Origin of the sequence: Marinobacter caseinilyticus, assembly GCF_011074955.1 — a bacterium.
In the GTDB taxonomy this organism is placed as follows: Bacteria; Pseudomonadota; Gammaproteobacteria; order Pseudomonadales; family Oleiphilaceae; genus Marinobacter; species Marinobacter caseinilyticus.
Map to the genome: position 1 here is coordinate 236340 of NZ_WUQJ01000004.1, position 25080 is coordinate 261419.

Genomic DNA, 25080 nt, shown 5'->3' on the forward strand with positions numbered 1-25080 from the left:
GTGCAAGTCATGCAGACTACCAAATCGGATGCTTGATTTCTGATCTATTCTATTCCAGAATCATTCTACTGGTTGCTGACACGATTCAGCAACTACCATTACCGGTACAACAACAACGTTTCACGGAAACCGGAGCACCCTCACATGCTGACACTGACGCAAGATGATATTCGTCTTGGCTGCCGCGCCGCGAACTGGCAGGAAGCCCTCTCCCAAGCCAGCAAGGATCTTGAGATGGCCGGTCGCGTTTCACCGGACTATCACCACGGCATGCTCGAACGGGAGGCGCAGTCCTCCACTGTGCTTGGCCAGGGTATCGCCATTCCGCACGGCACGCCGGACAGCCGACACGCCGTTGCCGCCACGGGTATTCGGGTGCTGCAGTTTCCCGCCGGCGTGCGCTGGCATGACGGTGAAACCGTGTATGTACTGGTTGCGATTGCGGCTCAAACCGACGAACACCTGGACATTCTCCGTCAGCTGACACGGGTATTGGATAAACCCGGCCTTGCCGGCCACCTTGCTCGCGCTACCGAGTCCGCCAGCCTGCTCACTGCGTTGTCTCGCGAGCCCGTCGCGGGGCGCTGTGATAGCCATACCCTGTGCCTCGGCCTGAACGCCACCACACCGATGGAATTGGCACTGAGTGCGGCCGCACGGCTACAGGCACTGACCTGCGTGGACCCCGATTTTGTGCAAACCCTGGCCGGCCAAACACCGGTCGCCATCGGACAGGGATTCTGGCTGGCCCACTGCGGCGCCGGCGTCCTTCAGCCCGCGCTCGCACTGGCGACACCCAAGCACCCGTCCGACCGCCTGCAAGGCGTGTTCTGCCTTGCCGGTAGCAGCGATGGTTGCGACCCGCTGCTGGCGAGAATAGACAATGTGCTCGCGCAAGCCACCCCTCTGTCCGGGCTGTCATCCGATGCGGTACTGGCCTGCATGGCGGGCGACTTCGCCGACGCGGTCACCGTCAACATCCGTGTTCTCAATGCCCATGGCCTCCATGCGAGGCCAGCCAAACAATTGGTGCAGGTTGCCCGTCAACAACCGGCGACACTCAAAATTCGCTTGCTTGAAAGTCACGACCCGGCGGTTTCAGCGGTCAGCCTTACCCGTATTCTTGGGCTGGGAGTCCGGCGTGGACAGACACTCCAGATATCCGCCACCGGTGACCAGGCTGAATTGTCGGTAGAGGCACTGCGACAGGCAATCAGCGACGGCCTCGGCGAAGCCGTCAGTCCGCTCCGGGAACCCCCCCAGAGCACATCGGACACCCTCACGACCGCACCGGAGCCGTTATCGGCTGACCAACCGGTCAAAGCCATAGCAGCCTCCCCCGGTCTGGCGTTGGCGCCCGCGTTCGTACTCCGGGTGCCGCGCCTCGATTACCCGCTGACCGCCGTGCAGCCCGCAGACGAACTCAATCGCCTGGCGTCGGCCGTCCGGCGTGCTGAAGAGCAACTCAAGGACCTGATTCGTCAAGCCGAGGGCGGCGAAGCCGCACCCATTTTGTCGGTGCATGCGGAAATGCTGAATGACGACGACCTGCACCAGGCCGCTCGGGAGTCGATCAGTGAGGGCGCCTCAGCCGAAGCCGGCTGGTGGTCTGCAATCGATTCGGCGGCCCGGGCCCAGGAGGCTCTTTCGGACCGGCTGCTGGCGGAGCGCGCCGCCGACCTCAGAGACGTTGGCCGTCGCGTGCTGGCCATTCTGTGTGACATTGTGATGCCGACACCCCCGGACACGCCGTACATCCTCGTTGCGGAAGACCTCGGGCCCTCGGACGTCGCCCGGCTGGACACCCAGCGGGTGCGGGGCCTGATCACCGCTCGCGGCGGCGCAACCTCCCACAGCGCCATCCTGGCGCGGGCATTGGGCCTGCCTGCCGTGGTGGGCGCCGGCGAACGGATCCTGTCGCTCGCCGATGGCGTTGATGTGGTCGTCGACGGCGAGCGTGGCTGTTTTGTCCCCGACCCCAGCGTCGATCGTCGTCTACGAGTCGACCGGCGGCTTGAAACCCTGGCAACCTTGCAGGCCAAAGCCTATGAGCTACGCCACACACCGGCCACCACCCAGGATGGCCATACCGTTGAAGTCTGCGCCAATCTTGGCAACACCGCCCACACCCCCGATGCGGTTGAGCGAGGCGCCGACGGTATTGGTTTGCTGCGCACCGAATTTATTTTCATGGCGCACCCTCAGGCGCCCGACCTGCACACCCAGATTCAGGAATACCGGGCGGCATTCGACGCCCTCCAGGGGTTGCCATTGGTCGCCCGGACACTGGACGTGGGCGGTGACAAACCACTGGATTACTGGCCCATTCCCCAGGAAGACAACCCGTTTCTCGGACTCCGCGGCATTCGCCTGGCGCTGACCCGGCCTGAGATTCTGGAGACCCAGATTCGTGCTCTGCTAACCGCCGCTGGCGACCGCCCCTTACGCATCATGTTTCCCATGGTGAAGGATCTGGCAGAGCTGCGGGCCGCCAAGGCCATAGTCGAACGTGTCAGATCGGAGGTCCGGGCCAGTGATGTCCAGATTGGAGTCATGATTGAGGTACCTTCCAGCGCTTTACTGGCTCACACACTGGCCCCGGAAGTGGATTTCTTTTCCATTGGCACCAACGATCTGACCCAATACACGCTGGCAATCGACCGGGGCCACGACCAATTGTCGGCGGAATCGGACGGCCTGCATCCAGCGGTGCTGCGCCTGATTCAGATGACGGTTGAGGCAGCCCACGCCCACCAACGCTGGGTCGGTGTGTGCGGTGAACTGGGTTCCGACCCGCAGGCCATTCCCGTGCTGGTGGGCCTCGACGTGGATGAGCTGTCGGTCACCAGCCGCCGGGTTCCCCTGGTCAAAGCGTGCATCCGAAGCCTGACCCTCGACCATGCGCGCCGCCAGGCTGAACTGGCGCTCAGCAAGGCTAACGCGGCGGACGTGCGCGACGCCCTGGAGACGCTCTGATGGCCAACATACTGACGGTCACCCCGAACCCGGCTCTGGACCTGACCGCGGAAATTCCCGGCCTTGCCCTGGGCGCCGTCAACCGGTCCGAAGCCACCCAATTGCAGCCTGCTGGCAAGGGCATCAATGTCGCTCGCGTACTGGCGCAGCTGGGACACACGGTCACGGTCTCCGGCTTCATGGCCGAAAGCAACGCGGCCCCCTTTGAGCGATTATTCGAGGCCGAGGCATTGCGGGACCGCTTTGTCCGGGTACTCGGCTGCAACCGCATTAACATCAAGATTGCGGAAACCGGGGGCCGGGTTACGGACATCAACGGCCCCGGCTTTACCCTGCCGCCGCAGGCCATTGAGCAGCTGAAAGCGGATCTGGGTGCGCTGGTCAAAGACGTTGACGCAGTGGTGTTTGCCGGCAGCTTGCCGCCTGGTTTGCCCGCACAGGCCCTGTACGAATTGATGGTGGATTGCCAGCGCATCGGGCGCCCGACGTGGCTCGATACCAGTGGCAGCGCACTGGTTGAAGGCCTGAAAGCGATTCCCCGGGGGGTAAAACCCAACGGCGACGAACTCAGCACCTGGTCCGGTCGGCCGTTGTCCGACCGGACCGCTCACATACGGGCTGCCCGTGAAATGAAGGGCGCCGGCATTCGTGAAGTGATCGTCTCGATGGGCGCCGAGGGCGTGTTTTGGCTCAGCCCGGACCTGGAGCTGTATGCCACCTCCCCACCGGTGCCGGTGGTCAGTACCGTCTGTGCCGGTGACACCTTGCTGGCCGGGATAATTCACGGTCAGCTGTCAGGCCTGCCTCGCACCGACACCCTCCAGCTGGCGACCGCACTGGCGGCGGAATCGGTTCGACACGTTGGTGTCGGCAACCCCGATGCGCCAGACCTTAGCCGCCTAAAACAACAAACACGAATCCACTCCCTGCTGGGGGACAACACGATTCGGGAGCTGCCACTATGAACCTGATCATTCTCACCAACTGCCCACAGGGCATTGCCACCAGCTACCTCGCCGCCCGCGCGCTTGAACGTGCGGCCACAAAAGCCGACTGGACCAGCGTCACCGAAATCCAGACCCAGCCACAAACGGCCCAACCGTTGACCGCACAACAAATTGCCAACGCCGACCTGGTCATTGCGGCAACCAGTGCGCCGGTCGATCTAACCCGTTTTACCGGCAGGCGACTGTACCAGATCACCACCACAGCGGCCCTGGCCGACCCGGACCAAACACTGCGGCAGGCCCAACGGGAGGCTTCATGCTATAGCCCGGTGGAGGCCGCAACACACCCGCAATCGCAACACACCCCCCACCTCCACGAGGCGGAAGCCCCCAAGCGGCTGGTCGCTGTTACCGCCTGCCCCACGGGCGTGGCTCATACCTTTATGGCGGCCGAAGCATTGACCGGCGCCGCCCAGGCGCTGGGGTACACCATCAAGGTGGAGACCCAGGGATCGGTTGGTGCTCAGAACTCGCTGACCGACGACGATATCGCTGCGGCGGACGTGGTTATCCTCGCCTGCGACATCGAGGTCGCCCCCGACCGCTTCAAAGGCAAGCGGGTCTGGCGCACCTCCACTGGCACGGCCCTGAAAAAGCCCCGGCAAACCCTGGAAGACGCACTGGCGCAGGCGAAAACGGAAGCCGGACAGGCACCCAGTTCGGCGACATCGGCCAACAAGCCTCAGGGCGAACAAGCCGGCCCCTACAAGCACTTGCTGACTGGCGTCTCCTACATGCTGCCGATGGTGGTGGCCGGTGGGCTGTTGATTGCCCTGTCCTTTGTGTTCGGCATCAAAGCCTTCGAGGACGAGGGCAGCCTGGCTGCGACGCTGATGCAGATTGGCGGCGGCGCCGCCTTCAAGCTCATGATTCCGCTGCTGGCAGGCTACATTGCCTATTCCATTGCCGATCGGCCCGGGCTGGCGCCCGGCATGATCGGTGGCTACCTTGCCGGCACCCTGGGCGCAGGGTTTCTGGGCGGGATTGTGGCCGGCTTCCTCGCCGGTTATGCGGCCCGGTTTATCAATCAGAAACTGTCGCTGCCGGACAGCATTGAGGCGCTCAAACCCATTCTGATCATCCCACTGCTGGCCAGCCTGGTGACGGGCCTGGGCATGATTTATGTGATCGGCGAACCGATGGCCGCCATCATGGCAGGGCTAACCGGGTTTCTGGAGAGCATGGGCACCGCCAATGCGGTGGCACTCGGCGCTATCCTCGGCGCCATGATGTGCTTTGATTTGGGCGGCCCGGTCAACAAGGCCGCCTACACTTTCGGTGTTGGCCTGCTGTCCGAAGGCAGCGGCGGCTCCGCTCCCATGGCCGCCATTATGGCCGCCGGTATGGTGCCCGCCATTGGTATGGGAGTCGCCAGCGTCCTGGCCAAGGCCAAATTTGCCGACAGCGAACGCCAAGCCGGCCGTGCGTCCTTCGTACTTGGGCTCTGCTTTATCTCCGAAGGCGCCATTCCTTTTATGGCCAAGGATCCGTTGAGGGTGATCCCGATCTGCATGGTGGGCGGGGCCATTACCGGCGCCTTGTCGATGTACTTCACGGTGTCCTTGCTGGCACCGCATGGCGGGCTCTTTGTACTGCTGATCCCGAATGCGGTGAGCGCGGTGGTGCCCTATGTACTGGCCATCACAATCGGTTCATTGGTCATTGGTGGGGGCTACGCCTTGCTCAAGGCCGGTCGCACGGAAGTGCTCAAACAGGCGGCCTGAGCTTGACGGCGCGGCGCAAGCAGGCGATCTTGGCAGGGTCTGCTAACTGCAAAAGGAAACGGCTGTGCGCACTGTAGCTGCCTTGATAATGAGTATTGCCGTGGTCGCCTCCGCGATGCTGATCGGCCAGGGCCTGAGAGACCTGCGGACCGGTGACCGCTTTGTTACGGTTAAGGGCGTTGCGGAACGGGAAGTGACGGCAGACCTCGCGCTGTGGCCGCTGCGCTTCATTGCCACCGGTGATACCTTGGCTGAAGCCCAGCAACAGGCCCGCAGCAGCCGGGATTCCATCATGGCATTCCTGCAACTGCAAGCCATCGCCCAGGACGCGGTGGAGTTGCAGCGTCTGGATGTCACCGATACTCAGGCCAATCCTTTCCAGGGTAATGCCAACAGTCAGCGTTTTATCATCAACAGCACCCTGATGGTCCGCACCCCCGACATTGATAAGGTGCGCCAGGCCAGCCAGGCAATGGGCGAACTGGTGGACTCCGGCGTGGTGCTGTCGGCGGATTACGGCCCCAGCGGTCCGACCTATATCTACAGTGGATTGAACGCCATCAAACCCGCCATGATTGCGGAAGCGACCGCCGCAGCCCGAGAGTCAGCCAAGCAGTTTGCCGCCGATGCGGCCACCGAGCTGGGAGAACTGCGCCGTGCCAACCAGGGGGTTTTCCAGATCTTGCCCCGGGACCAGGCGCCCGGCATTGTGGAGGCGCAACAACCGGTCAAAACAGTCCGTGTGGTGTCCACCGTTGAGTACTACCTGAACTGACAACGGCGCAACCGGCCTGAGCTGCCATGGCGACAAGCGCTGTCTCCATGGCAACGGTCGGCCGATCAGGCCCGCTCGAGCGACGCCAGAATCTGCAAGGCCATCTGATAATCCAGGCGAGCCATGCCCTCATCCAGAGCCGCCATCTCCGATGCACTCAGAACTTCCCCAAGCGCGGCTTTCATCTCAGCGTACAGCGTTTGCGCTTCCATGTTTTGCTGCGCCAACCAATCTCTTAGCTGAGTCAATTGTTGTGGGTTTACTTCAAGATCGGCACTGGCAGCGGCCTGGTTCTGACCGTTCTGGAAACGCAGCCATTGACTCATCGCCGCCAGTGCCTTGCTGAACGCTGTCTCCACGTCTTGCCACTGCGCCTCGGATACAGCCGCCGGGGTTTCCCTGATCCGGCCCTCCAGCTTGCCGGCAACCTCCGCAAACGCCAGGGCGCCCAAACTGCCAACCGAGCCTCTGAGTTTGTGCAAGGCGAACACAGAATCCTCCGGACGACCCTCCTGCCAATCCGTTCGGGCCTGGATTATCGGGCCCGGACCACGCTCCACCATTGTGCGCACAATGCCCATAATCACTTGTGCCTGCGCCGGGTTCGCGGAGGCAACTTCCAGCAGGCGGTCAAGATTGGCGGTTGATAACACGTCCCGGTCATCATCAGCGCCCTCGTGTCCGACCAGGGTGGGTTGTTCGGAAGCGGCGTTCAGATACTGTTGGATCACCGAGACCATTTGCCCCTCGACGATGGGTTTGGCAATAAAGTCGTTCATTCCGATCTCGGTGCAGCGCTGACGTTCCGATTCCAGGACACCGGCGGTCATCGCCAATATCGGAAGGCCCAGTTTCAGTTCTGACCGGATGATCCCGGTCGCGGTCAAGCCGTCCATGACCGGCATCTGGACATCCATCAATACCGCATCAAACTCGGCGCTGTGTTGTCGCAGGTAATCGACCGCTTGCTGGCCATTCTCGGCCAGGACAACATCGGCCCCGGCGTATTCCAGCAACTGCCTGGCGACCGTCTGGTTCAGTGGATTGTCTTCCACCAACAGCAACCGCGCCCGGTTCAGGCTGCCTTTCAGACCATCGAACGCCTCCGCGGCGTCCAACATACCGCCACCCTGGCGGAGGTCTATAATTTCATGCAAGCGATCAAACAGGTGCGAACTGGTGACCGGCTTCACCAGCACCGCATCGGCCTGGCCAATGTCAATCACGTTGACCGGGTGCCGCTGGTCATGCGACTCAATCATCAGAATCACAATAAGCCGCTGGTCCTGGCCGACACCTCGAATTGAATCGATCAACCCGGGCTGAGTGGTCAACACCGCCCGCCCGACCAGCACCAACTGGTAGTGTTCGCCTGCCTCACTGGCTTGTTGCGCAAGCTTCAGTGCCTCATCCGCCGACACCGCAGTATCAAAGTGCCAGTTCCAGCTTTCAAACGTCATGCCGATATAGTCCCGGCTGGTGTCATGGCCATCCACCACCAGCGTTCTGAGACCGCCATCGGGGACCGGGTTATTGGCAGTCACACGGCCTTGGGCCAAGGTCAGACCCAGTTCCACGATGAACTCCGTGCCCTGATATTCCTCACTACGCAGATCGATGGTGCCACCCATCAGATCCAGTAGCTGTTTCGAGATTGCCAGGCCCAATCCGGTGCCGCCAAATCGCCGGGTCATGGAGGTGTCCGCTTGGGTGAATGCCGAAAACAGCCGTTCCTGCTGCTCCTCGGTCATGCCGATGCCGGTATCCCGGATGCGGAAACGCAAGGTGACATTTGGCCCATCCTCCGCGACACGCTCAATCAGCATGGCGACCTCGCCCTGCTCGGTAAACTTGATGGCGTTGGTGATCAGATTGACCAGAACCTGCCGAATCCGTAATTCATCACCAACCAGCCTGCGCGGCACATCCGGCTCAACGCCAATGGCCAGTTTGAGATCTTTGTTGGCGCCCTCAACCGCCATGATATTGGCAAGACTTCGAATCACCTCATCCAAATCGAACGTCACCGGCACGATGTCCATACGACCGGCCTCGATTTTCGAAAAGTCGAGAATGTCGTTCAGAATTTCCAGCAGCGACTGGCCCGCCTTGTGAGCCATGTCCAGATAATTACGCTGGTCCGCGCTCAGCGACGTGCGGGCCAGAATCTGAGTCATACCCAAGACAGCGTTCATCGGGGTCCGGATTTCATGGCTCATATTGGCAACGAATTCGCTCTTCGCCCGACTGGCGGCCTCTGCCACTTCCCGCGCCGTTTCCAGGGTCTGCGCTGCGCGTTTGGCCTCGGTGGTGTCGCGCAAGATGACCCCGTAGAAATGGTGGTCATTGGCCACCCAGTGGGAGATGGAAAATTCCACCGGGAAGACCTCATCATCCCGACGCAGACACTGGGACTGAATCACCCGCCCCCAGGATGTGCGCCGGGACTGGGTCTGGGTAATGTTACGGAATTCATCCAGGCGGGTTTTGATATCGTCGGTGGGCACCAGCTTCAGCCACGACATGCCCCTGAATTCTTGTTGCGAGTAGTCAAATATTTTGCTCGCGGCCGGATTGCTCGACAGTATGTGGCCCTGATCATCGACGATGAAGATGGCTTCGGCCGCGGTTTCAGCCAGCGTGGCAAACTTCTCTTCCGACTCCCTCAGGGCCGTGGTCATCTGTTTCGCATGGGCCTGTGAGCGGGCGCGGGTGACCACCAGCATCCTCACAAAGGAAAACAGCAACAGGCTGATCAGGACACCACTGACCAAGACAATCTGCGATTTTTCGCGGTCAATGGCCCGTTCAAAGGCCGGCAGCGAACGGATGCGCACGCCCCATTGTCGATCCGCAACCGTGATCGGTTCAAAATCCTCATAAGGCACGGACAGTATCGACGACGTGTCCAGCGCGGGTTGTTTCGTACTCTGGTAAAGCAGCTTGTCCGGATCGGCATCGGTGCCATCGAATATTTCCAACGCCACATCGGAAAAGCTGTCCGCCAGGATGGCGCCCATTAAATCCGCCATGCGGAAGGGGCTATACACCACACCACGCATCAGGTCTTTGCGCTGTGCCACGGTCTCAGGCACCACGCCGCCATAGTATATGGGCAGGTACATCAGGAACCCGGCCTGGGTGCCGACCGACGTTTCCTGCACCAGGGTGATTTTTTCCGACAATGTGGTCTCACCGGTATCCCGCGCCTTGGCCAACGCCCGACGACGCACGGCCTCCGAATACATGTCGTAACCATGCGCGCGCTGGTTTCGCCAATCAAACGGTTCCAGATAGGTCACAGGAATATAAGCCGAACGGTTCCCACGAGGCCTGAGCTCGAAATTCTCGAACCCTTCAGCGCGAACCCGGCTTACAAACGCTTCTTTTTCAGTCTCGCTCGTCAGGTAAGTGGCAAAACCCACACCTTGGATACCCGGGTAACTTTCAGTCAACTCCAGATCGGACACGTAACGAAACCACTCGTCGCGTGTGACATTCTGGGAGGAATTGAACAGTCCGGCACCGCCACGAAGAACCTGTTCATAATCCCGCATACGATCTTCCACACGGGCATTGATGGTCGTGGTCAGGGAGTGGAACTGGCGTCTGGCGTTTTCTTCCACGGTCAGGCTGGTGAGATACCAGACAACCGCGGTCAATCCCAGCGCGGCGATCATAGCCGACCACGGCAATAGCAAGTCCCGGGGCTGAAAATCACTGTCCTGACGGCGCTCGGAGACGTCCGCCGCCAGCACCAGGCCGCAGACGACCCACAGCAGAATAAAGCTGTCCAGAGCGATTAACGACGCGTTCACCGTCCCGAAAATAAACGGCCCGACGCCGGCCAGTGTCGCAGACACCGCAATCGCGACCACACTGGGCACCAGCAGAGACACACCCCGCAAACCCAGACTGTAAGCCGCATAGGCGATGCATGGCAGGTACAGGAATACCAGCAGACGATCGACGCGATCGACCCGACCCCAGTCGCTGAACACCATGAAACTGACGGTCGCCACAGCAACCACCAGCAGCACCAGGGACACCGCATTGGCGGCCGTTGGTCTGGCCCGCAGTGGCCGAGCCCAGGCCAGCAGCAAGGGCGTCAACATAAAGACACCGGCGACGTCCCCGAGCCACCAAGTCAGCAAAATAGTCTTCATCGCCGACATCGGTGCAAACCCACCGATCATCAGCGCCAGGCTGCCAATAGCCGCACTGATCAGACAAACGCCAATGGCAATCACCACAAAACGGAAGGCATTGGCAACCCGGTCAAAAGGTTCGGAGGCAGCCCACAGGCGCTTGATCAGCATTGCGCCCGCCAACGCCTCAAGGGTATTGCCAATGGCAATGGCGCCAGAGGTCATCACCATCGGTGCACTCACACCGGCGTCTGACGAAAAACTGACCATATTGGCGATAAAAGCACCCAGAGTGATGGCCGGCCATGCTCGCACACCCAGAATAATCAAGGCAGCAACGGCAAGTCCTGACGGCGGCCAGACCGGCGACACATTGGTGGCGGCAAAGGCAAGTTTCAGGCTGAAGTGGGCCGTCAGGAAGTACAGCAATGCCAACAAGGGCACGGAGACTGCCAGCGGTAATTTGGGTGGCAAAAGCGCTGCGGACGTGCGCGACATATCAGTATCCCGTTCAGACATTTCATTGGTCGCACTGGACGACACGCTACAGATCCGACACCACAGAAGCGATTTCACTCCGGTTACGTCCATGCGCTTTTGCACGGTAGAGTGCGGCGTCGGCCGATGCGATCAGGTCTTTGACTGTTTGATCTTGGCCGGATGGCAAGGCCGAAATCCCGACACTGACGGACACGTGAGGTGCTACCGAGGAGTACGCGTGGGGAATATCCAACTCTCTTACCAGTTTGCAAATCCAGTCGCCAACGGCATACAGCGACTCGGGATCCGCGTGAGGCAGAATAACGGCAAACTCTTCACCACCAAATCGGGCAAACACTTCGCCGGGGCGGCGAAATCCGCTGCTGAGAGCCTCTGCCACACGAATCAGGCAGCTGTCGCCCTCCGGGTGGCCGTACCCGTCGTTGAAGGCTTTGAAAAAATCAATGTCCAGCAAGGCGACTGCCAAAGGGCTGCCGTGACGCGTATGGCGCTTGAATTCTTCATCCAGTTTACGATCGAAAAAGCGCCGATTGTAGACGCCCGTCAAGCCATCACGGTTGGCAAGGCTCTGCAAGGAATCGGACTGATGCTTGAGGGTCAGGTGTGTCCTGACCCGGGCATTGACCACCGTCGGGTTGAACGGTTTGCAGATGAAATCCACGGCCCCGGCTTCGAAGGCCGCCAGTTCCATTTCAGTGCTGGTATGGGCGGTAATAAAGATCACGGTGCAGGCACGGGTAAGCGGGTTGCTTTTGAGCTGCCGGCATGTTTCTTCGCCGCTCATGTCCGGCATGTCCATATCGAGCAGAATAAGGTGCGGCACTTCCCGCTCCGCCAGCGCAATCGCGTCACGACCATTGGTTGCAAACAGTATGTCGCCCTTATGTTTTAATTGGGCGCTGAGCAACTGAATGGTCTCGGGGTTGTCATCAACAATGAGGATGACACTTTTGGGATTTGGAATCGACACCAATGCTCTCTCGTTTATTGAGTGGAAGGGCTTACCAAGTGCAGCCCTGTTGCAGCGAACGATGAGCCCGCCCATTGCCTGGTTTGCTCTATTCTAGACCATACCCTGTGTGGTTCGGGGGCCCGAGCCCGACCGCCTGTCTACCCTGCGCTGTGAGTGTAACGGCTTATCGGCACACGCCTCAGTGTCCCGCTACTGTGTTTTAACCTGTTCGTCCGTGACACCGTAGTTTCCCGCCAGCCAACGTACAATTTCTGCTGCGCCGGGGTGCTCGTAACAAGCGTAGCGCGCTCGCAACTGGGCTTTTTTGGTGTCACTCAACCGGTCCAGACCGGCATCCTGGAGCGTCAGCAGATCGGCGCCAACCGCACCGCCCAGTTCTTCGCCGAGCACGAGCTGCGAGGCCCGGGTCTGGGCCTGACCGTATTCATAGTCTGCCCCAGACCGATAACTTTCGGCCAGCGTGAGTGCCGGAATGCAGCTCAGCGTGGGCTGCAGGGCCGGGTTGATGCCGTGACCCGCCAGATGGTCCCGGAGCGTCGCCGGCCGGCCGGTAAACCCGCGCAGATGCAGGAAGCGGGACATCCGTTCACCATCATTGACCGGGTAGTTATCCCACAAAAATGGCTTGCGCCGAAGTTGTTTCGCAACCCGGTCAAGGTGACCGACCGACACCTCTCTGGCGCAGACCTCTTCGCCGGTCCAGAACACCTCGACATCCGGGTCCAGCAGTTCACCGAGACGCTCTAGATAATCATCCGGGCGGCGACCAAACACCCGGTCCAATACCGGGTCATCAGAATAGTAGCTCGGGCAGGTCAGCACTCGGCTGGCGTTGCTCTGGCCTTTGGCCCAGTGAATAATCTCCGCTTGACGGTCCGCCAGTTCGGGGCTGTCGCCACTCATGTCGTCAAACAGCAATGCCAGGTCCTCCACGCCCATCTCGTCGAAGGCGGCCAATTTTCGGGCCAGTGCATCACGGGCGGTCTGATCGAACTGTCGGTAGGCCTCATAGGGGCTCAGGCCAACGCCAAAACGCACACCTTGAGACCGACAGAATGCCCCAAACGCCGTCAGTGCCTTGGCCTCTGCCGGCGGATGAGGCTCCTGCCAACGACGGCGCAGGAAGACATCGGCTTTCGGGGCATACAGATAAAAACCATAACCGTGTTGAGCCAGGAAACCGCACACTTGCTGCCGTTCCTGCCAGCTCCAGGGCTGTCCGAAAAAGCCCTCGATGATGCCAAGCTGAAAAGCCATCAAAACCGTCCCTGTGGCGCGTGTATTCGAGTCGTCATAAGCACTGATCCTTTCGTTTTCGTCCCGCCGCCGGCAGAGCCATCGCTCAACTCAACAGAGGCTGAATATCCAATTTATAGTCCACGGGATCAACAGCACGGATGATCCGGTCCTGAGTTTTTGCCGCCGCCAGATCAATGGTCTCTACCGGTATCGCCTGACGAAAGCGGGTGTGGTACATCACCCTGACCCGCGGCAGGCGCTGATCGTGTTCGTTGGTCTCGACCACTACCGCCAGGCGACCACTGTCCAGTAACACCAGCGAACCGACCGGGTAGATACCGATGCAGCGAATAAAATGTCGCACCAGTTGGGGGTCCAGATGATCGCCGCTCCATTCCAGCAACTTTTTCAGACCCTGCGTCGGCGTCATGGCTTTATGGTAGACCCGGTCGGAGGTGATGGCGTCGTACACATCGGTAATCGCCACCATGCGGCCGTACACTGAAATCGCCGCACCCGTCAGGCCATCCGGGTAACCGGATCCATCCATCCGTTCATGGTGCTCACCAGCGGTCAGCAAGGCGATGCGACCAATGCCCGGCGTGCTGGACAACAAATCCCGGCTGTGGCCGGCATGCTGCTTCATGATCTGAAACTCGTCCGAGTTCAGTCGACCCGGTTTGTGAAGAATCTCATCTGGCGTCAGGATCTTGCCGATATCGTGCAGCAGCGCACCGATCACGGTTTCCCGCATGGTCTCCCGAGACAGTTCAACCGACTTGCCGAAAATGGACATCAACACGCTGAGGTTGACGGAGTGCTGCAGCAAGTAATTGTCTTTCTGGCGAATTTTACCAAGACAGCTCAGGGCATTGTGATTTCGAAACACCGAATCGAGCAAGTCATCCGCAAGATCACCAACCGGGTCCAGCTCCAGGGGATGCCCTTCCTTGATCTTACCCATCAATTGGCCCACCAGCGCCTGGGCCTCGCTGTGAATGGCCTGCGCCGCACCCAGTTCATCCACCACACTGACCGCATTGCGCGTGGCCATGGCCGGGGCCGCTGCGGCCGCTCTCTGCAGCAAGGCCTCATTGCGGTCCGCCACATCGGCTGCGGGCTCAGCATGGACCGCATCCAGGCCACGGTCCGTGTCGATGTAAATAAATTGGGCACCCATTTGCCGCATCTTCTCGACGGTTTCTTCGTTGCGGATGACGCCTCGGCGATTACGGGTATTGTGCGGTATCCAATCGTTGTTCTGATCGGACACATACATTCCGACTCGCACATCATCAATGGGAACTCGTTTAATCATCACTCACTCGACGCAAGGTGGCCGTTACCTGGCCAAAAGAGGCACTCCCGTGAATGGCAGCAACCCCGATGATGAGACGGAGCCCCTGCCCCGTTGGTCATAAAGGCAGCCAAGGGTGACCTGTGATCACCGCTGGCCGCCAGTTGTCAATCACTTCTTAGCTGACCGCCAGCCGGTCATTACACAATGGTATGGAAACTCACTAGGGCTGACACGCATTCGCGCCTAAACTGGGTCAGCACAAATTCTTGCCGGACCCTGACCATGAACCAGCCCGCACAACGATTACAAGCACTTGATGCGCTTCGCGGCATGGCGGCGCTGGTGGTCGTTTGTTTTCATTATATTCCCTATTACGACAAACTCTATGGTCACGGATTCACCCCCTGGTCGGTATTGTCTTTTGGTCGCTACGGCGTACACCTGTTTTTCATGCTCAGCGGGTTCGTGATTTTCATGACTCTGGAGCGCACCTCGACCGCGGGCTGGTTTGGTTTGGCGCGGGCCTTTCGGTTGCTGCCAGCACTCTGGGCCGGAATTGTGGTGACCTTTGTCTCTGTGCATCTGCTGGGGCCCGACGACCGGGCAGTCTCGTTTGTTGACGCTCTCCTGAACGTCACACTGCTGCACGAATACCTGGAGCGCCCCCACGTCGATGGTGCCTACTGGAGCCTGGTGGTGGAGGCCACGTTCTATGTCTGGATGGCGCTGCTGTTCTACACGCTCGGCAACGGTCGCGCCTTGCGGGCGGTGTTCTGGGTCTGGGTCCTGGTCAGCTACGCGGCCGTGATGATGTGGAAAGCGATCCCCGATGACTATGAATTCCTGGTGAAGGACCTGCTTTTTACCCGCTATGCGCCCTTGTTTGTCAGCGGAATGCTGATCTACCAGTGGCATCGCTATCGCCGACTCCCGTGGCCAGACCTGTTGTTGCTGGCGCTCGCGATTGGTCACTGCCTGGTGGCCTACAAAGCGCCGTTCAGTGTTTTTGTACTGGGCTGTTATGGGATTTTTGTGCTGGCGGTATCCGGCCGCCTCAACCGGCTTGCGAATCGGCCACTGCTCTGGCTGGGCAGCATCTCCTACGCCCTTTATCTGGTGCACCAGAACATTGGCTACGGTGTGATTCACTGGAGCTACGCCGCCGGTTTACCGGGCTGGGTTGGTATCGCCCTCGCGTTTGGCGTGGCCCTGGTGCTGGCAACCGCAATCCAGCGCTGGATTGAACAGCCGGCCCTGCGTTGGTTCCGCCTTAAGCGGCAGTCCCAGGTGGCAAAAACAGCGATGACATCCTGACGCTCGACCGGCATCGATCAGACCGGAGTGCCGGCTTCATCATTGTCGATGACTTCGGTCTCCCGCTGAGCGTCCGCCAGCCACCGTCGTACACTGGGGTGGCCCAGTAACTGCGAGACATAGGCCTGCGCTGCCTCGGATATTTCGACGTCGTAGGTTAGAAACCGCAACGCCACCGGGGCGTAGAAACAATCCGCAATGGAAAACTCACCAAACAGCCAGGGACCCTTGCCGCTGCTTGCCGCCAGGCAGTCCGACCACATGGCGTCTACCCGCGCAACATCGGCTGCGGCTGCGGCTGACAGGTCCACATGCCGGTGTGCCCGGCAGTTCATCGGCAGTGCGCTTCGTAGCCCGCTCAGACCGGCGTGAATCTCTGCACAAACGGAGCGCGCACGGGCACGCTGCGACATCTCCGCCGGCCATCCGCGGCCGTCCAGATATTGCTCCGACACATACTCGCAAATGGCCAGGGAATCCCACACGGCGAGGTCACCATCCATCAATACCGGCACCCGACGGGTCGGTGAATAACGCGCGAAACGCTGTGGCAGGCCATCCGGTGCCAACGATTCCTGAATTTCTTCAAAAGGCACATTAAACGCCGACAACAACAACCAGGGCCGTAGCGACCAGGATGAATAATTCTTGTTACCAATAACCAATTTCATGAACCGCACTCCTTTGCCGCAATAGGCGATCTGGAATATCAAAAGAGGATGGATGTCAGCAGACTATAACCCAATTCCTGCGGACGCTGTGTGACCCAGGCGGCGCTTTGTCGGCTCAGGATGCCAGGCCCCTGGCCGCTGGCCGGGTAAAAAAAGCTCATCACGGATTAGCGTGGCATAACGCTCAACAGGGTCGCTGCCAACCACTCCCTGGGTCAGCACCGAGGCATTGCGCACTCTTTTGGCACGCCCCCGGTGCAGTTGCGCCATTGTGGCTCTGACCGACCCGCCCGAGGCCCCAAAAAGCCCCTGAAAGTGGCGGTGGCGCGACGATTGCAGGGAATTGGCAGTACGCCACACCATGTGGTTCATGCACAACAGGGCCAGCCTCCGTTTCTTGCTCGGCATTACGAAGGCTGCAGGAGTGAGTGTCGTCATCATGAAAATACACAAACCGTCCGCTGGCGCCTACGATGAAATCTTTGACGATCAACACAACATACGTCCCCACTGCGGGGTCCTGAAGGACTGGCTGCTCAACTCCAATGAGAGCGTGATCGCCGATAAGCGCCGAGAAGCGCCGAGAAGCGGATGTATTGTTCCAGCGCCTGGGCATTACCTTCAATGTGTACGGCGAAGAGCAAGGCACCGATCGCCTGATTCCGTTTGACCTGATTCCCCGCATCATTTCCGCCAGCGAATGGCATCGCTTGCAGGCCGGACTCCGGCAGCGTGTGCAGGCACTAAACCGGTTCCTGTACGACATCTATCATGAGTACGACATCGTTCGGGCCGGACTGATTCCCGCCGAGCAGGTGTTTGCCAACGCGCAATACCAGCCCGGCATGCAGGGGCTCAAGCTGCCTCGCAATATCTATGTGCACATCGCCGGCATCGACCTGATTCGGCACAGCGACGGCGACTACTATGTCCTGGAGGACAACCTGCGCTGCCCCAGCGGAGTCTCCTACATGCTGGAAAACCGGCGCATGATGATGCGGCTGTTTCCCACGCTGTTCGCACAGACGCCGGTATCCCCCATCGATCATTACCCGGCTCTGTTGAGCGAAACCCTGCGGGCGTCCTCACTCAACCCGAACCCAACCGTGGTGCTGTTGTCTCCCGGGCGCTTCAACAGCGCTTATTTTGAACATGCGTTTTTAGCACGCCAGATGGGCATTGAGCTGGTCGAAGGTCCGGATTTGCTGGTGCGGAACAACAAGATCTTTATGAAGACCACGTCCGGCGCCCGCCAGATTGATGTCATCTACCGCCGCATTGACGACGACTTCCTCGACCCGCTCATTGGCAATCCAGATTCCCTGATTGGCGTCCCCGGGCTCTACGCCGCCTATCGCAGTGGCAATGTGGTCCTGGCCAATGCCATGGGCACGGGCGTTGGCGACGACAAGTCGATCTACCCGTATGTCCCGGATATGATCCGGTTCTATCTGGGCGAGGAACCCATCCTGAAAAACGTGCCGACCTGGCAATGCCGCAAGCCGGACGACCTCAAGCATGTGCTGGCCAACCTCGACAAACTGGTGGTGAAAGAAACCCAGGGCGCCGGCGGCTATGGCATGCTCATTGGCCCGGCCGCGGACCGCAAGGAGCGGGAGGCATTCCGCCACGCCATCAAGGCCAGGCCTGACAACTACATTGCCCAACCCACCCTGTGCCTGTCGTCGTGCCCCACCTTTGTGGAAAAAGGCATTGCGCCGAGGCATCTGGACCTGAGGCCGTTCGTGTTATCCGGCAAGAAAATCCAGATGGTACCCGGCGGCTTGACCCGGGTGGCACTGCGGGAAGGTTCATTGGTGGTGAACTCATCCCAGGGTGGTGGCACCAAAGACACCTGGGTGCTGGAGGACGAAGTATGCTGAGCCGCGCTGCCTCAAGCTTGTTCTGGATGGCCCGTTACCTTGAACGCGCCGAAAACCAGGCCCGGTTGCTGGACATCAGCCTGACCATGGCCCTGATCGACGTGCCCGAAGACCGCGAAGAACAGCTCTCGGTACCGTTGCTGGTGACGGGCAGCCAGGACACCTTCAACAGTCTGTACGACGAACTTAATCCCCAGAATCTGATCACCTTCGTGTTGCTGGACGACCGCAACCCCGGCAGCGTCTATAATATTTTCAGGATCGCCCGGGACAACGCCCTGCAGGTCCGCGGCAACCTGTCGGCGGACGTCTGGGAAAGCATCAATCTGTCCTGGCTGGAATTCCGCGAATTGCGTCAGCAAGGCGTGACGGAATCGTCCGCCAGCCAAGTGTTTGACTGGACCCGGGCACGTTCCCACGAATTCCGTGGCGCCGCGTACGGTACGTTGCTGCGCAATGACGCCTTCCGGTTTCTTCGGCTGGGCACCTTTATTGAGCGGGCCGACACCACCGCCCGAATGTTGAACATTCGCCAACAGCTGGCCTTGCTGCCGGAAAACGATCAGGCATCGCGGCCATTTTTCGAATGGAACGCCTTGCTGCATTCGCTGGCTGCCTATGAAGCCTACCAAACCGTTTATGGTCACAACATTGACCCGCTGAATGTGGCCGAGCTGCTGGTGCTGAACCCAGATGTACCACGCTCGCTGCACGCCTGCCTGCAGGCGATCGCAGAGCTTCTGGAAGCCATCGAAGGTGACCGGGGCCGGCGCGCCAAGCGCCTGGCCACCAGCCTGTATTCCAATATCCGTTACGGCGACCGGGACTACATCGCGGAGCATGGGCTCGACAAGTACCTGGCGGATTTCCTCACTCGAATCCAGCGCATCGCAGCACAAATTCAGAACGACTACATGGGGTGGCAGACATGAAGCTTCGTATTCAACATGACACGGTCTACCGCTACGAAACCCCGGTACAGGGTGGCATCCAGTACATCCGGCTGCGGCCCCGTAACACGGCCCAACAGAAGATCCTCGACTGGACACTGACGACGCCGGGTGACGTCAGCCAGATGACCGACGGCTTTGGTAATCAAGTCACAGTCATGACACTGGATGAAGCCCTGTCGGAAATCACCCTCACCGCCGAGGGCACGGTTGAGCTGACTGGCAAGCCTCTGGCCCTCAACGACTCGGCGTTTCCGCCCCAGGTGCTCTTGCGATTCACCCGCCTGACCGAACCGGACGCAGAGCTGAAAGCCTTTGCGAAACAGTTCTCAGCCAACAAGCGCAGCCTGCTGCGGATGATGAAGCAGATCTGCGACCGGATTGCCTTTACCCCCGGCGCCACCACCGTAACCCATACGGCTGCGGAAGCCTTCCAGTTGAATGCCGGAGTATGTCAGGACCATACCCATATCTTTATCGCCTGCTGCCGCTACATTGGCGTGCCGGTGCGGTATGTCAGCGGTTATGTCCATTCACACGATGACCAACACATTGCCACTCACGCCTGGGCCGAAGCCTTTCTGGGGCAAAACTGGCACACCTTTGATGTGGTCAACAACCTCAACGTTGCCGAGAGCCACATCAAGCTGGCGGTGGGCCTCGACTATCTGGATGCCGCCCCCGTCCGAGGTGTTCGCCGAGGCGGCGGGGTGGAAGTACTCAACACGGTGGCCCGGGTATCCAGGATGACGGACAGTCAGTAGAAGTTGCAGCCCCGAGCCACAACAAACCCGTAATATCACGATGCTTCCGGCGCATTTACCGATAGAATAGCGGCATGCCTCACCGCCGAAGGAGCCCCGAATGACCTACTGTGTTGCCATGCGCCTGGCCGATGGGCTGGTGTTTGCGTCCGATACCCGCACCAATGCCGGGTTCGACCAAATCTCCACCTTCCGCAAGATGCACACCTTCAAGCAGCCGGGTGAGCGCTTGTTGACCATCATGACCGCCGGCAATCTGGCCACCAGCCAGAGCGTGATCAGCATGCTCGAAAAACGGCTGGGCTCGGACACGCCGAATCTGTTGAATGTCACATCATTGTTTGAGGCCGCCGAGCTGCTGGGCGAAACCCTGCGCGAGGTCGTCCGGCGGGATCACACCACGGCAGGCGAGGCCAGTCAGGTCGACTTCACCTGTTCCATGATCCTGGGCGGACAAATTCGCGGTGAAGCACCGAAACTGTTTCATATCTATCAGGAAGGCAATTTCATCGAGGCCACGCCGGAAACGCCCTACTTCCAGATTGGTGAAGCCAAATACGGCAAGCCGGTGCTGGACCGGGCACTGGGGTTCACTACGCCACTGGACCGGGCGTATCAGTGTGCCCTGATCTCTTTCGACTCAACCATGAAGAGCAATCTGTCGGTGGGCATGCCGATTGATGTGATGATTTATCGAAAGGACGATCTCGAGCCGCTCTTCAGCGCTCGCATTGAGCAGGACGACCGCTACTTCTGGGAGCTGCGGCAACAATGGAATCAAGGCATTCGCGATTTGATTGATCGGCTACCGGTGCCGGACATCAATCTGCGCTGAGAAAACTCAAACGCCGTGACAACGCTGAGTGGCCACGGCGTTTGCGACGGCTCGACTAGTCGAAATCAAGGCCGCGCTGGTACAGAAACTCGAACGAAAAGCCTTTGCTTTTGGTGCGACGCTCAAGAATGTCCGCCAGCTTGTCCAGACGCGCAGGTACCGCCATCAACTTATCCTGAGCCTCCCGTCCGGCCGCATCCTCGGGCCGTAAGTCGGCAATACCCCATGCCTCGAGACATTCAGACACCACTTTGCGGTAATCCCGTGGGCCATAAATATCCGCCCGACGCACCACTTCCGCCATTTCAATGTACCCACCAATGGTATGACCCGGCATTGCCAGCCGCGGCATCACCTTCAGTGCCGATTCCATGGCGCGGGTCGGGTCCACTTCCAGCAACCCGATAAAGGCATCGCGATAAAACCGGAAGTGACGCGACTCGTCTGCGGCAATGTGGCCCAGAATGCGCTGAATCTTGGGTTCGTACTTGGCGGCCAGCTTACCGGTGTTGGCATGGGCCGACTGGGTCGCACGCTCCTGCAGGCTGGTGTAGGCCAGCAACTGGTAGGGGTCGTTGTGCCATTCCGGATCAAAACCGGCTTCCAGGTATTGATACTGCAAGCGCTCAAACGCTTTCATATCAAACAGCCGGGCGTCGCGCACATAGTCGTGCAGGACACAGCCATGGCGATCCTCTTCCGCTGTCCACAGGAAGTTCCAGCGCGCCCAGGCATTGCCACTGCCCATGTAGACCGCGATCAGGCGGTGAAAATGCGGCAGACCTTCTTCGGTCAGCAGGTTCAGTGCCAACGACACTCGCACCGCATCGGGTATCCCGCGCACGCGATCAGGCAATTCCCGCAGCTCCCGCTCCTGTTCTGCCGACATTTCTTCACTGGCAGGCATGAAATCGCTGGGCATCCAGAGCTTGCGCTCTTCGATGTGCCGAGCCATGTTCCTTTCGACCAGGGGTTCCAGTGAAGCCAGCACCTCGGTCTTTGCCGGAGGTGATGTTTTCTGAGCCGATGTAATAGTAATGGCGTGCGCCTCCTGTAGCGGAATGGCGGCAAACCTTTGTCTGGGGACATGCAGGGCCACTTACCGCCGTGCCGGCACCCATAAAAACGTTGCCACGATGCTCTCAAGATAGTCTTATCACGACAGCCTTGCCAATTTGGGCTGTTAATAATGTCATCATGGGGAGCGATCAATACTGCTCCCAAACTAGCACCCCTATTCCGCCAGAGGCAAGTTACACAAAGGTGGCATTGTACTCACAAAAACCCGGCGTTAGCCCGGCTCCCGTTTCAATCCAAGGCGCTTGATTCGAGAGGTTAGCGTGGTCGGTTTCATGCCCAGCAAAACGGCCGCACCGTTGTCGCCAAACAACTTCCATTGACACTTCTCCAGTGCTTGCAGCATGTTCTGGCGAACACGCTCCTGCATCTCCTCATCGGTCACAATCAGCGCCTCAGACTCGGCGGCCAGAGTGCTTGCCGGCGGCCGGCTGTCGGCGTCCAGAGGCAAATCAAAGGTCAGGCGATCGCCGCGCGAGGTAATGACCGCGCGTTCCACCACATTCTGTAATTCCCGAATGTTGCCCGGCCACGCGTACGCCTGCAATCGACGCAGGTCAACCTGGCGCAACTTGCACTGGGTTTTCCCGAACTTCTGACTGGCCTGGCTCACCAAATGGTTGGCGAGCATGGCAATGTCATCGTCACGCTCGCGCAGCGGGGGCGAATGAATTGGAAACACGTTAAGGCGGAAGTACAGGTCTTCCCGGAACCGACTTTGCTCAATCTCCTGACGCAGGTCTTTATTGGTGGCGGCCACCACGCGCACATCCACCTGCCGGGTGCGCTCTTCGCCAACCCGCTCCAACTGGCCTTCCTGCAACACCCGCAAAAGCTTGCTCTGTAACTCCAGCGGAATTTCACCGACTTCGTCCAAGAACAGTGTGCCACCATTGGCCAATTCGAACCGACCAACCCGATCGCGGAACGCACCGGTGAAGGCACCCCGAATATGGCCAAAGAACTCGCTCTCGAAAAGCTCGTGCGGAATAGCGGCGCAGTTCACTCGAATCATTGGTTTGTCGCAACGCGGACTGGCTTCATGGATGGCCCGCGCGATCAGCTCCTTACCTGTGCCGGACTCGCCAGTGATCAGCACGTTGGCTTCGGTTTGCGACACCAACTCAATCTGCTGGAAGATGCGCTTGACGGCAGGACTGTCGCCGAGGATGCCATGGTACTTCTGCTCAATCAGAAACTCTTGCTGCAGGTAGGCGTTCTCGTCTTCCAGTCGCTCCTTCAGCTCGCCGAGTTCCGACAGGGCATCGCGCAATTGCTGTTCGGTTTCAACCCGCGCGCGAATATCCCGAAACACGACGACCGCCCCGATGATGCTGCTGTCCGAGATGATCGGTGTGCTGGTGAACTCGACCGGGAACGGCGTGCCATCGTGCTTCCAGAACACCTCCTGAACACCTTCGTGCACAACCCCATCGCGAATGGCCGCGTAGATCGGGCACTCCTCGACAGGGTAGTGTCGGCCATCCTCACGGGTATGGTGATGCACGTAGTGAATATTCTGACCCAGGACATCGTCGTCACTGCGCCCCAGCAAGCGTTGGGCGGCGGGGTTGATAAAGGTGCACAGACCGTTGGTATCAACACAATAAATGCCATCCCCAACCGAAGTCAGCATCAGCAGATTGTCGCGTTCGTCCTGGTGAAAGATGGACTGCAGGTGCTTCCATTCCAGCAGCCCGCCCCGGAGGATGCGGTCAGCCTCGGCCTGATCCCGGAACCGCTCGTCCGATGAGATATCCCGCATCGCCACCACCAGGTATTCGCGATTCTTGATCACCGTACGAGCACCGAACAGCTCGACTGGAATATGTTCGTCGTTGTGCAGGCGACAGGAAATCCGGTTGCTCTTGGCCCGCCCCTGAGTCAATACCTGCTCGGTAAACACAATGAGCTGCCCCAGTTCACGGCCGTGTATCCCGGTTATCGGCATTTTGAGAATGGCCTGACGGCTGAAGCCCAACAATTCGCAGGCCGCAATATTGCAATCAATGTACTGGTTGGCCTTGGGGTCCAGCAGCATCAATGGCTCGGGGCACTGCTCGAAGGCAGCATTGCGCATCCAATAGGCCAGCTTGCCCCACTCGTCGGTCGAATCATTGGTATCCAACATCATCACCCTCACTACTCACCTGCGTACTAGCAACCTACGCCTTTGCGTATTTATGCGCAATTGCGTTGTCTCTTTAGATACCGCTGTGGCGCCGGTCCGGATCACACCAAAATAAGTTGATGCGCCCAACACCTTGTGGCGCAAGGGTTTCGATGGGGTGCCTGTAACGATGTCCAGTGCCCGGATAAAAGTTGGTATGGCGCTCGCAATACAGCATCAAGGGACATAGGCCGACACGTGCGGCCCAACCCCGTCATACCCAATCCTGAACGACACCTGAACAAGAGGAATACCCCTATGCCCGCAGTCAACAAACCCCAACATCAGGACGGCGACTTTCTGGTTGATTACGAAGAGAAAGTCTTCGAGGACGTCCAGGCCGAGCCCGGTGCCAAGGCCCTGGTCACCTTCCACACCATCGCCTTCGAGGGCTCCATCGGTTTGGTCAACCTGCTGCAAGCCAAGCGCCTCCTGCGCAAGGGCTTCGAAACCAAGATCCTGCTTTACGGACCGGGCGTCCAGCTGGGCGTTCAGCGCGGCTTCCCGAAGCTCGGTGATGAAGCCTTTCCCGGGCATCTTGCCTGCAACAACCAACTCAAGGCCTTTATGGAAGAAGGTGGCGAAGTCTATGCCTGCCGCTTTGCCCTGCAGGCCCTGTATGGCCAGACCGAAAAAGCGTTGATTGAAGGCATTCGCCCTATTAACCCGCTGGATGTAATGGACCTTCAGCTGTTGATGGCCAAAGAAAAAGCCTTCGTGGTGCACACCTGGACCTCCTGAATCCGGGCCTCAATCTCGCACCATGAAACAGT

The 25080-nt window shown here is 59.5% G+C and carries 16 protein-coding genes and 1 pseudogene; 10 read left to right on the forward strand and 7 right to left on the reverse strand.

Features of this window, described 5'->3' with window-relative positions; translation table 11 throughout:
* Positions 1-144 precede the first annotated feature (144 nt).
* The 4 genes from ptsP (at position 145) to GRX64_RS01285 (ending at position 6482) form a co-directional block, all read left to right on the forward strand.
* A complete protein-coding gene (gene ptsP, locus GRX64_RS01270) occupies positions 145-2976 on the forward strand; it encodes a phosphoenolpyruvate--protein phosphotransferase (protein WP_166263363.1) in 2832 nt (943 codons plus the stop codon).
* The gene (pfkB, locus tag GRX64_RS01275) at positions 2976-3941 is read left to right on the forward strand and encodes a 1-phosphofructokinase (RefSeq protein WP_166263364.1); all 966 of its coding nucleotides are present in this window, start codon (positions 2976-2978) and stop codon (positions 3939-3941) included. Before ptsP ends, pfkB begins: the two co-directional genes overlap by 1 nt.
* Positions 3938-5707 (forward strand): PTS fructose-like transporter subunit IIB, encoded by a 1770-nt coding sequence (locus GRX64_RS01280; RefSeq protein ID WP_166263365.1) that lies wholly within the window; start codon positions 3938-3940, stop codon positions 5705-5707. Before pfkB ends, GRX64_RS01280 begins: the two co-directional genes overlap by 4 nt.
* A 64-nt stretch (positions 5708-5771) precedes the next feature.
* Complete coding sequence (locus tag GRX64_RS01285) at positions 5772-6482, forward strand: SIMPL domain-containing protein (protein ID WP_166263366.1); 711 nt, start codon at positions 5772-5774, stop codon at positions 6480-6482.
* 65 nt (positions 6483-6547) lie between these two features.
* Here the strand turns inward: GRX64_RS01285 and GRX64_RS01290 are convergent, their stop codons facing one another.
* The 4 genes from GRX64_RS01290 to GRX64_RS01305 form a co-directional block, all read right to left on the reverse strand.
* Positions 6548-11128: a CHASE domain-containing protein gene (locus GRX64_RS01290; RefSeq protein ID WP_166263367.1), complete on the reverse strand. Its 4581-nt coding sequence runs from the start codon at positions 11126-11128 to the stop codon at positions 6548-6550.
* 46 nt (positions 11129-11174) lie between these two features.
* Complete coding sequence (locus GRX64_RS01295; RefSeq protein WP_166263368.1) at positions 11175-12101, reverse strand: diguanylate cyclase domain-containing protein; 927 nt, start codon at positions 12099-12101, stop codon at positions 11175-11177.
* 192 nt (positions 12102-12293) lie between these two features.
* The gene (locus tag GRX64_RS01300; protein WP_166263369.1) at positions 12294-13361 is read right to left on the reverse strand and encodes a beta-N-acetylglucosaminidase domain-containing protein; all 1068 of its coding nucleotides are present in this window, start codon (positions 13359-13361) and stop codon (positions 12294-12296) included.
* 85 nt (positions 13362-13446) lie between these two features.
* The gene (locus GRX64_RS01305; protein WP_166263370.1) at positions 13447-14661 is read right to left on the reverse strand and encodes an HD-GYP domain-containing protein; all 1215 of its coding nucleotides are present in this window, start codon (positions 14659-14661) and stop codon (positions 13447-13449) included.
* 264 nt (positions 14662-14925) lie between these two features.
* Here GRX64_RS01305 and GRX64_RS01310 point away from each other — a divergent pair, with 264 nt between their 5' ends.
* The gene (locus tag GRX64_RS01310; RefSeq protein ID WP_166263371.1) at positions 14926-15957 is read left to right on the forward strand and encodes an acyltransferase family protein; all 1032 of its coding nucleotides are present in this window, start codon (positions 14926-14928) and stop codon (positions 15955-15957) included.
* 17 nt (positions 15958-15974) lie between these two features.
* Here GRX64_RS01310 and GRX64_RS01315 read toward each other — a convergent pair whose 3' ends face one another.
* Entirely contained in the window at positions 15975-16628 is a 654-nt protein-coding gene (locus GRX64_RS01315; RefSeq protein WP_166263372.1) for a glutathione S-transferase family protein, read from the reverse strand.
* 439 nt (positions 16629-17067) lie between these two features.
* Here GRX64_RS01315 and GRX64_RS01320 point away from each other — a divergent pair.
* From GRX64_RS01320 to GRX64_RS01335, 4 genes and pseudogenes are all read left to right on the forward strand, one after another.
* Positions 17068-18511: pseudogene (locus tag GRX64_RS01320) on the forward strand (circularly permuted type 2 ATP-grasp protein).
* Entirely contained in the window at positions 18505-19443 is a 939-nt protein-coding gene (locus GRX64_RS01325) for an alpha-E domain-containing protein (RefSeq protein WP_166263373.1), read from the forward strand. The pseudogene GRX64_RS01320 and the gene GRX64_RS01325 overlap by 7 nt, the downstream one beginning before the upstream one ends.
* Positions 19440-20225: a transglutaminase family protein gene (locus GRX64_RS01330; protein ID WP_166263374.1), complete on the forward strand. Its 786-nt coding sequence runs from the start codon at positions 19440-19442 to the stop codon at positions 20223-20225. Before GRX64_RS01325 ends, GRX64_RS01330 begins: the two co-directional genes overlap by 4 nt.
* Before the next feature lie 100 nt (positions 20226-20325).
* The gene (locus GRX64_RS01335) at positions 20326-21060 is read left to right on the forward strand and encodes a proteasome-type protease (protein WP_166263375.1); all 735 of its coding nucleotides are present in this window, start codon (positions 20326-20328) and stop codon (positions 21058-21060) included.
* Between the two features lie 55 nt (positions 21061-21115).
* On the opposite strand, the gene GRX64_RS01340 is transcribed toward GRX64_RS01335, so the two are convergent.
* Together GRX64_RS01340 and GRX64_RS01345 are read right to left on the reverse strand one after the other, a co-directional pair.
* On the reverse strand, positions 21116-22051 hold the full coding sequence (locus GRX64_RS01340; RefSeq protein WP_282433918.1) for an acyl-ACP desaturase: 936 nt from the start codon (positions 22049-22051) through the stop codon (positions 21116-21118).
* 300 nt (positions 22052-22351) lie between these two features.
* A complete protein-coding gene (locus tag GRX64_RS01345) occupies positions 22352-24271 on the reverse strand; it encodes a sigma 54-interacting transcriptional regulator (RefSeq protein ID WP_235937478.1) in 1920 nt (639 codons plus the stop codon).
* A gap of 294 nt (positions 24272-24565) precedes the next feature.
* Between GRX64_RS01345 and GRX64_RS01350 the strand changes: the two genes are divergently transcribed.
* A complete protein-coding gene (locus GRX64_RS01350) occupies positions 24566-25048 on the forward strand; it encodes an MSMEG_0572/Sll0783 family nitrogen starvation response protein (RefSeq protein WP_166263376.1) in 483 nt (160 codons plus the stop codon).
* Positions 25049-25080 lie beyond the last annotated feature (32 nt).

What these genes read in the sequence shown, in the direction of transcription:
- ptsP (WP_166263363.1), top strand. Translation starts at nt 145, where the DNA reads ATGCTGACACTGACGCAAGATGATATTCGTCTTGGCTGCCGCGCCGCG.
- pfkB (WP_166263364.1), top strand. Translation starts at nt 2,976, where the DNA reads ATGGCCAACATACTGACGGTCACCCCGAACCCGGCTCTGGACCTGACC.
- GRX64_RS01280 (WP_166263365.1), top strand. Translation starts at nt 3,938, where the DNA reads ATGAACCTGATCATTCTCACCAACTGCCCACAGGGCATTGCCACCAGC.
- GRX64_RS01290 (WP_166263367.1), bottom strand. Translation starts at nt 11,128, where the DNA reads ATGTCGCGCACGTCCGCAGCGCTTTTGCCACCCAAATTACCGCTGGCA.
- GRX64_RS01300 (WP_166263369.1), bottom strand. Translation starts at nt 13,361, where the DNA reads ATGGCTTTTCAGCTTGGCATCATCGAGGGCTTTTTCGGACAGCCCTGG.
- GRX64_RS01305 (WP_166263370.1), bottom strand. Translation starts at nt 14,661, where the DNA reads ATGATTAAACGAGTTCCCATTGATGATGTGCGAGTCGGAATGTATGTG.
- GRX64_RS01310 (WP_166263371.1), top strand. Translation starts at nt 14,926, where the DNA reads ATGAACCAGCCCGCACAACGATTACAAGCACTTGATGCGCTTCGCGGC.
- GRX64_RS01315 (WP_166263372.1), bottom strand. Translation starts at nt 16,628, where the DNA reads ATGAAATTGGTTATTGGTAACAAGAATTATTCATCCTGGTCGCTACGG.
- GRX64_RS01325 (WP_166263373.1), top strand. Translation starts at nt 18,505, where the DNA reads ATGCTGAGCCGCGCTGCCTCAAGCTTGTTCTGGATGGCCCGTTACCTT.
- GRX64_RS01330 (WP_166263374.1), top strand. Translation starts at nt 19,440, where the DNA reads ATGAAGCTTCGTATTCAACATGACACGGTCTACCGCTACGAAACCCCG.
- GRX64_RS01335 (WP_166263375.1), top strand. Translation starts at nt 20,326, where the DNA reads ATGACCTACTGTGTTGCCATGCGCCTGGCCGATGGGCTGGTGTTTGCG.
- GRX64_RS01345 (WP_235937478.1), bottom strand. Translation starts at nt 24,271, where the DNA reads ATGATGTTGGATACCAATGATTCGACCGACGAGTGGGGCAAGCTGGCC.
- GRX64_RS01350 (WP_166263376.1), top strand. Translation starts at nt 24,566, where the DNA reads ATGCCCGCAGTCAACAAACCCCAACATCAGGACGGCGACTTTCTGGTT.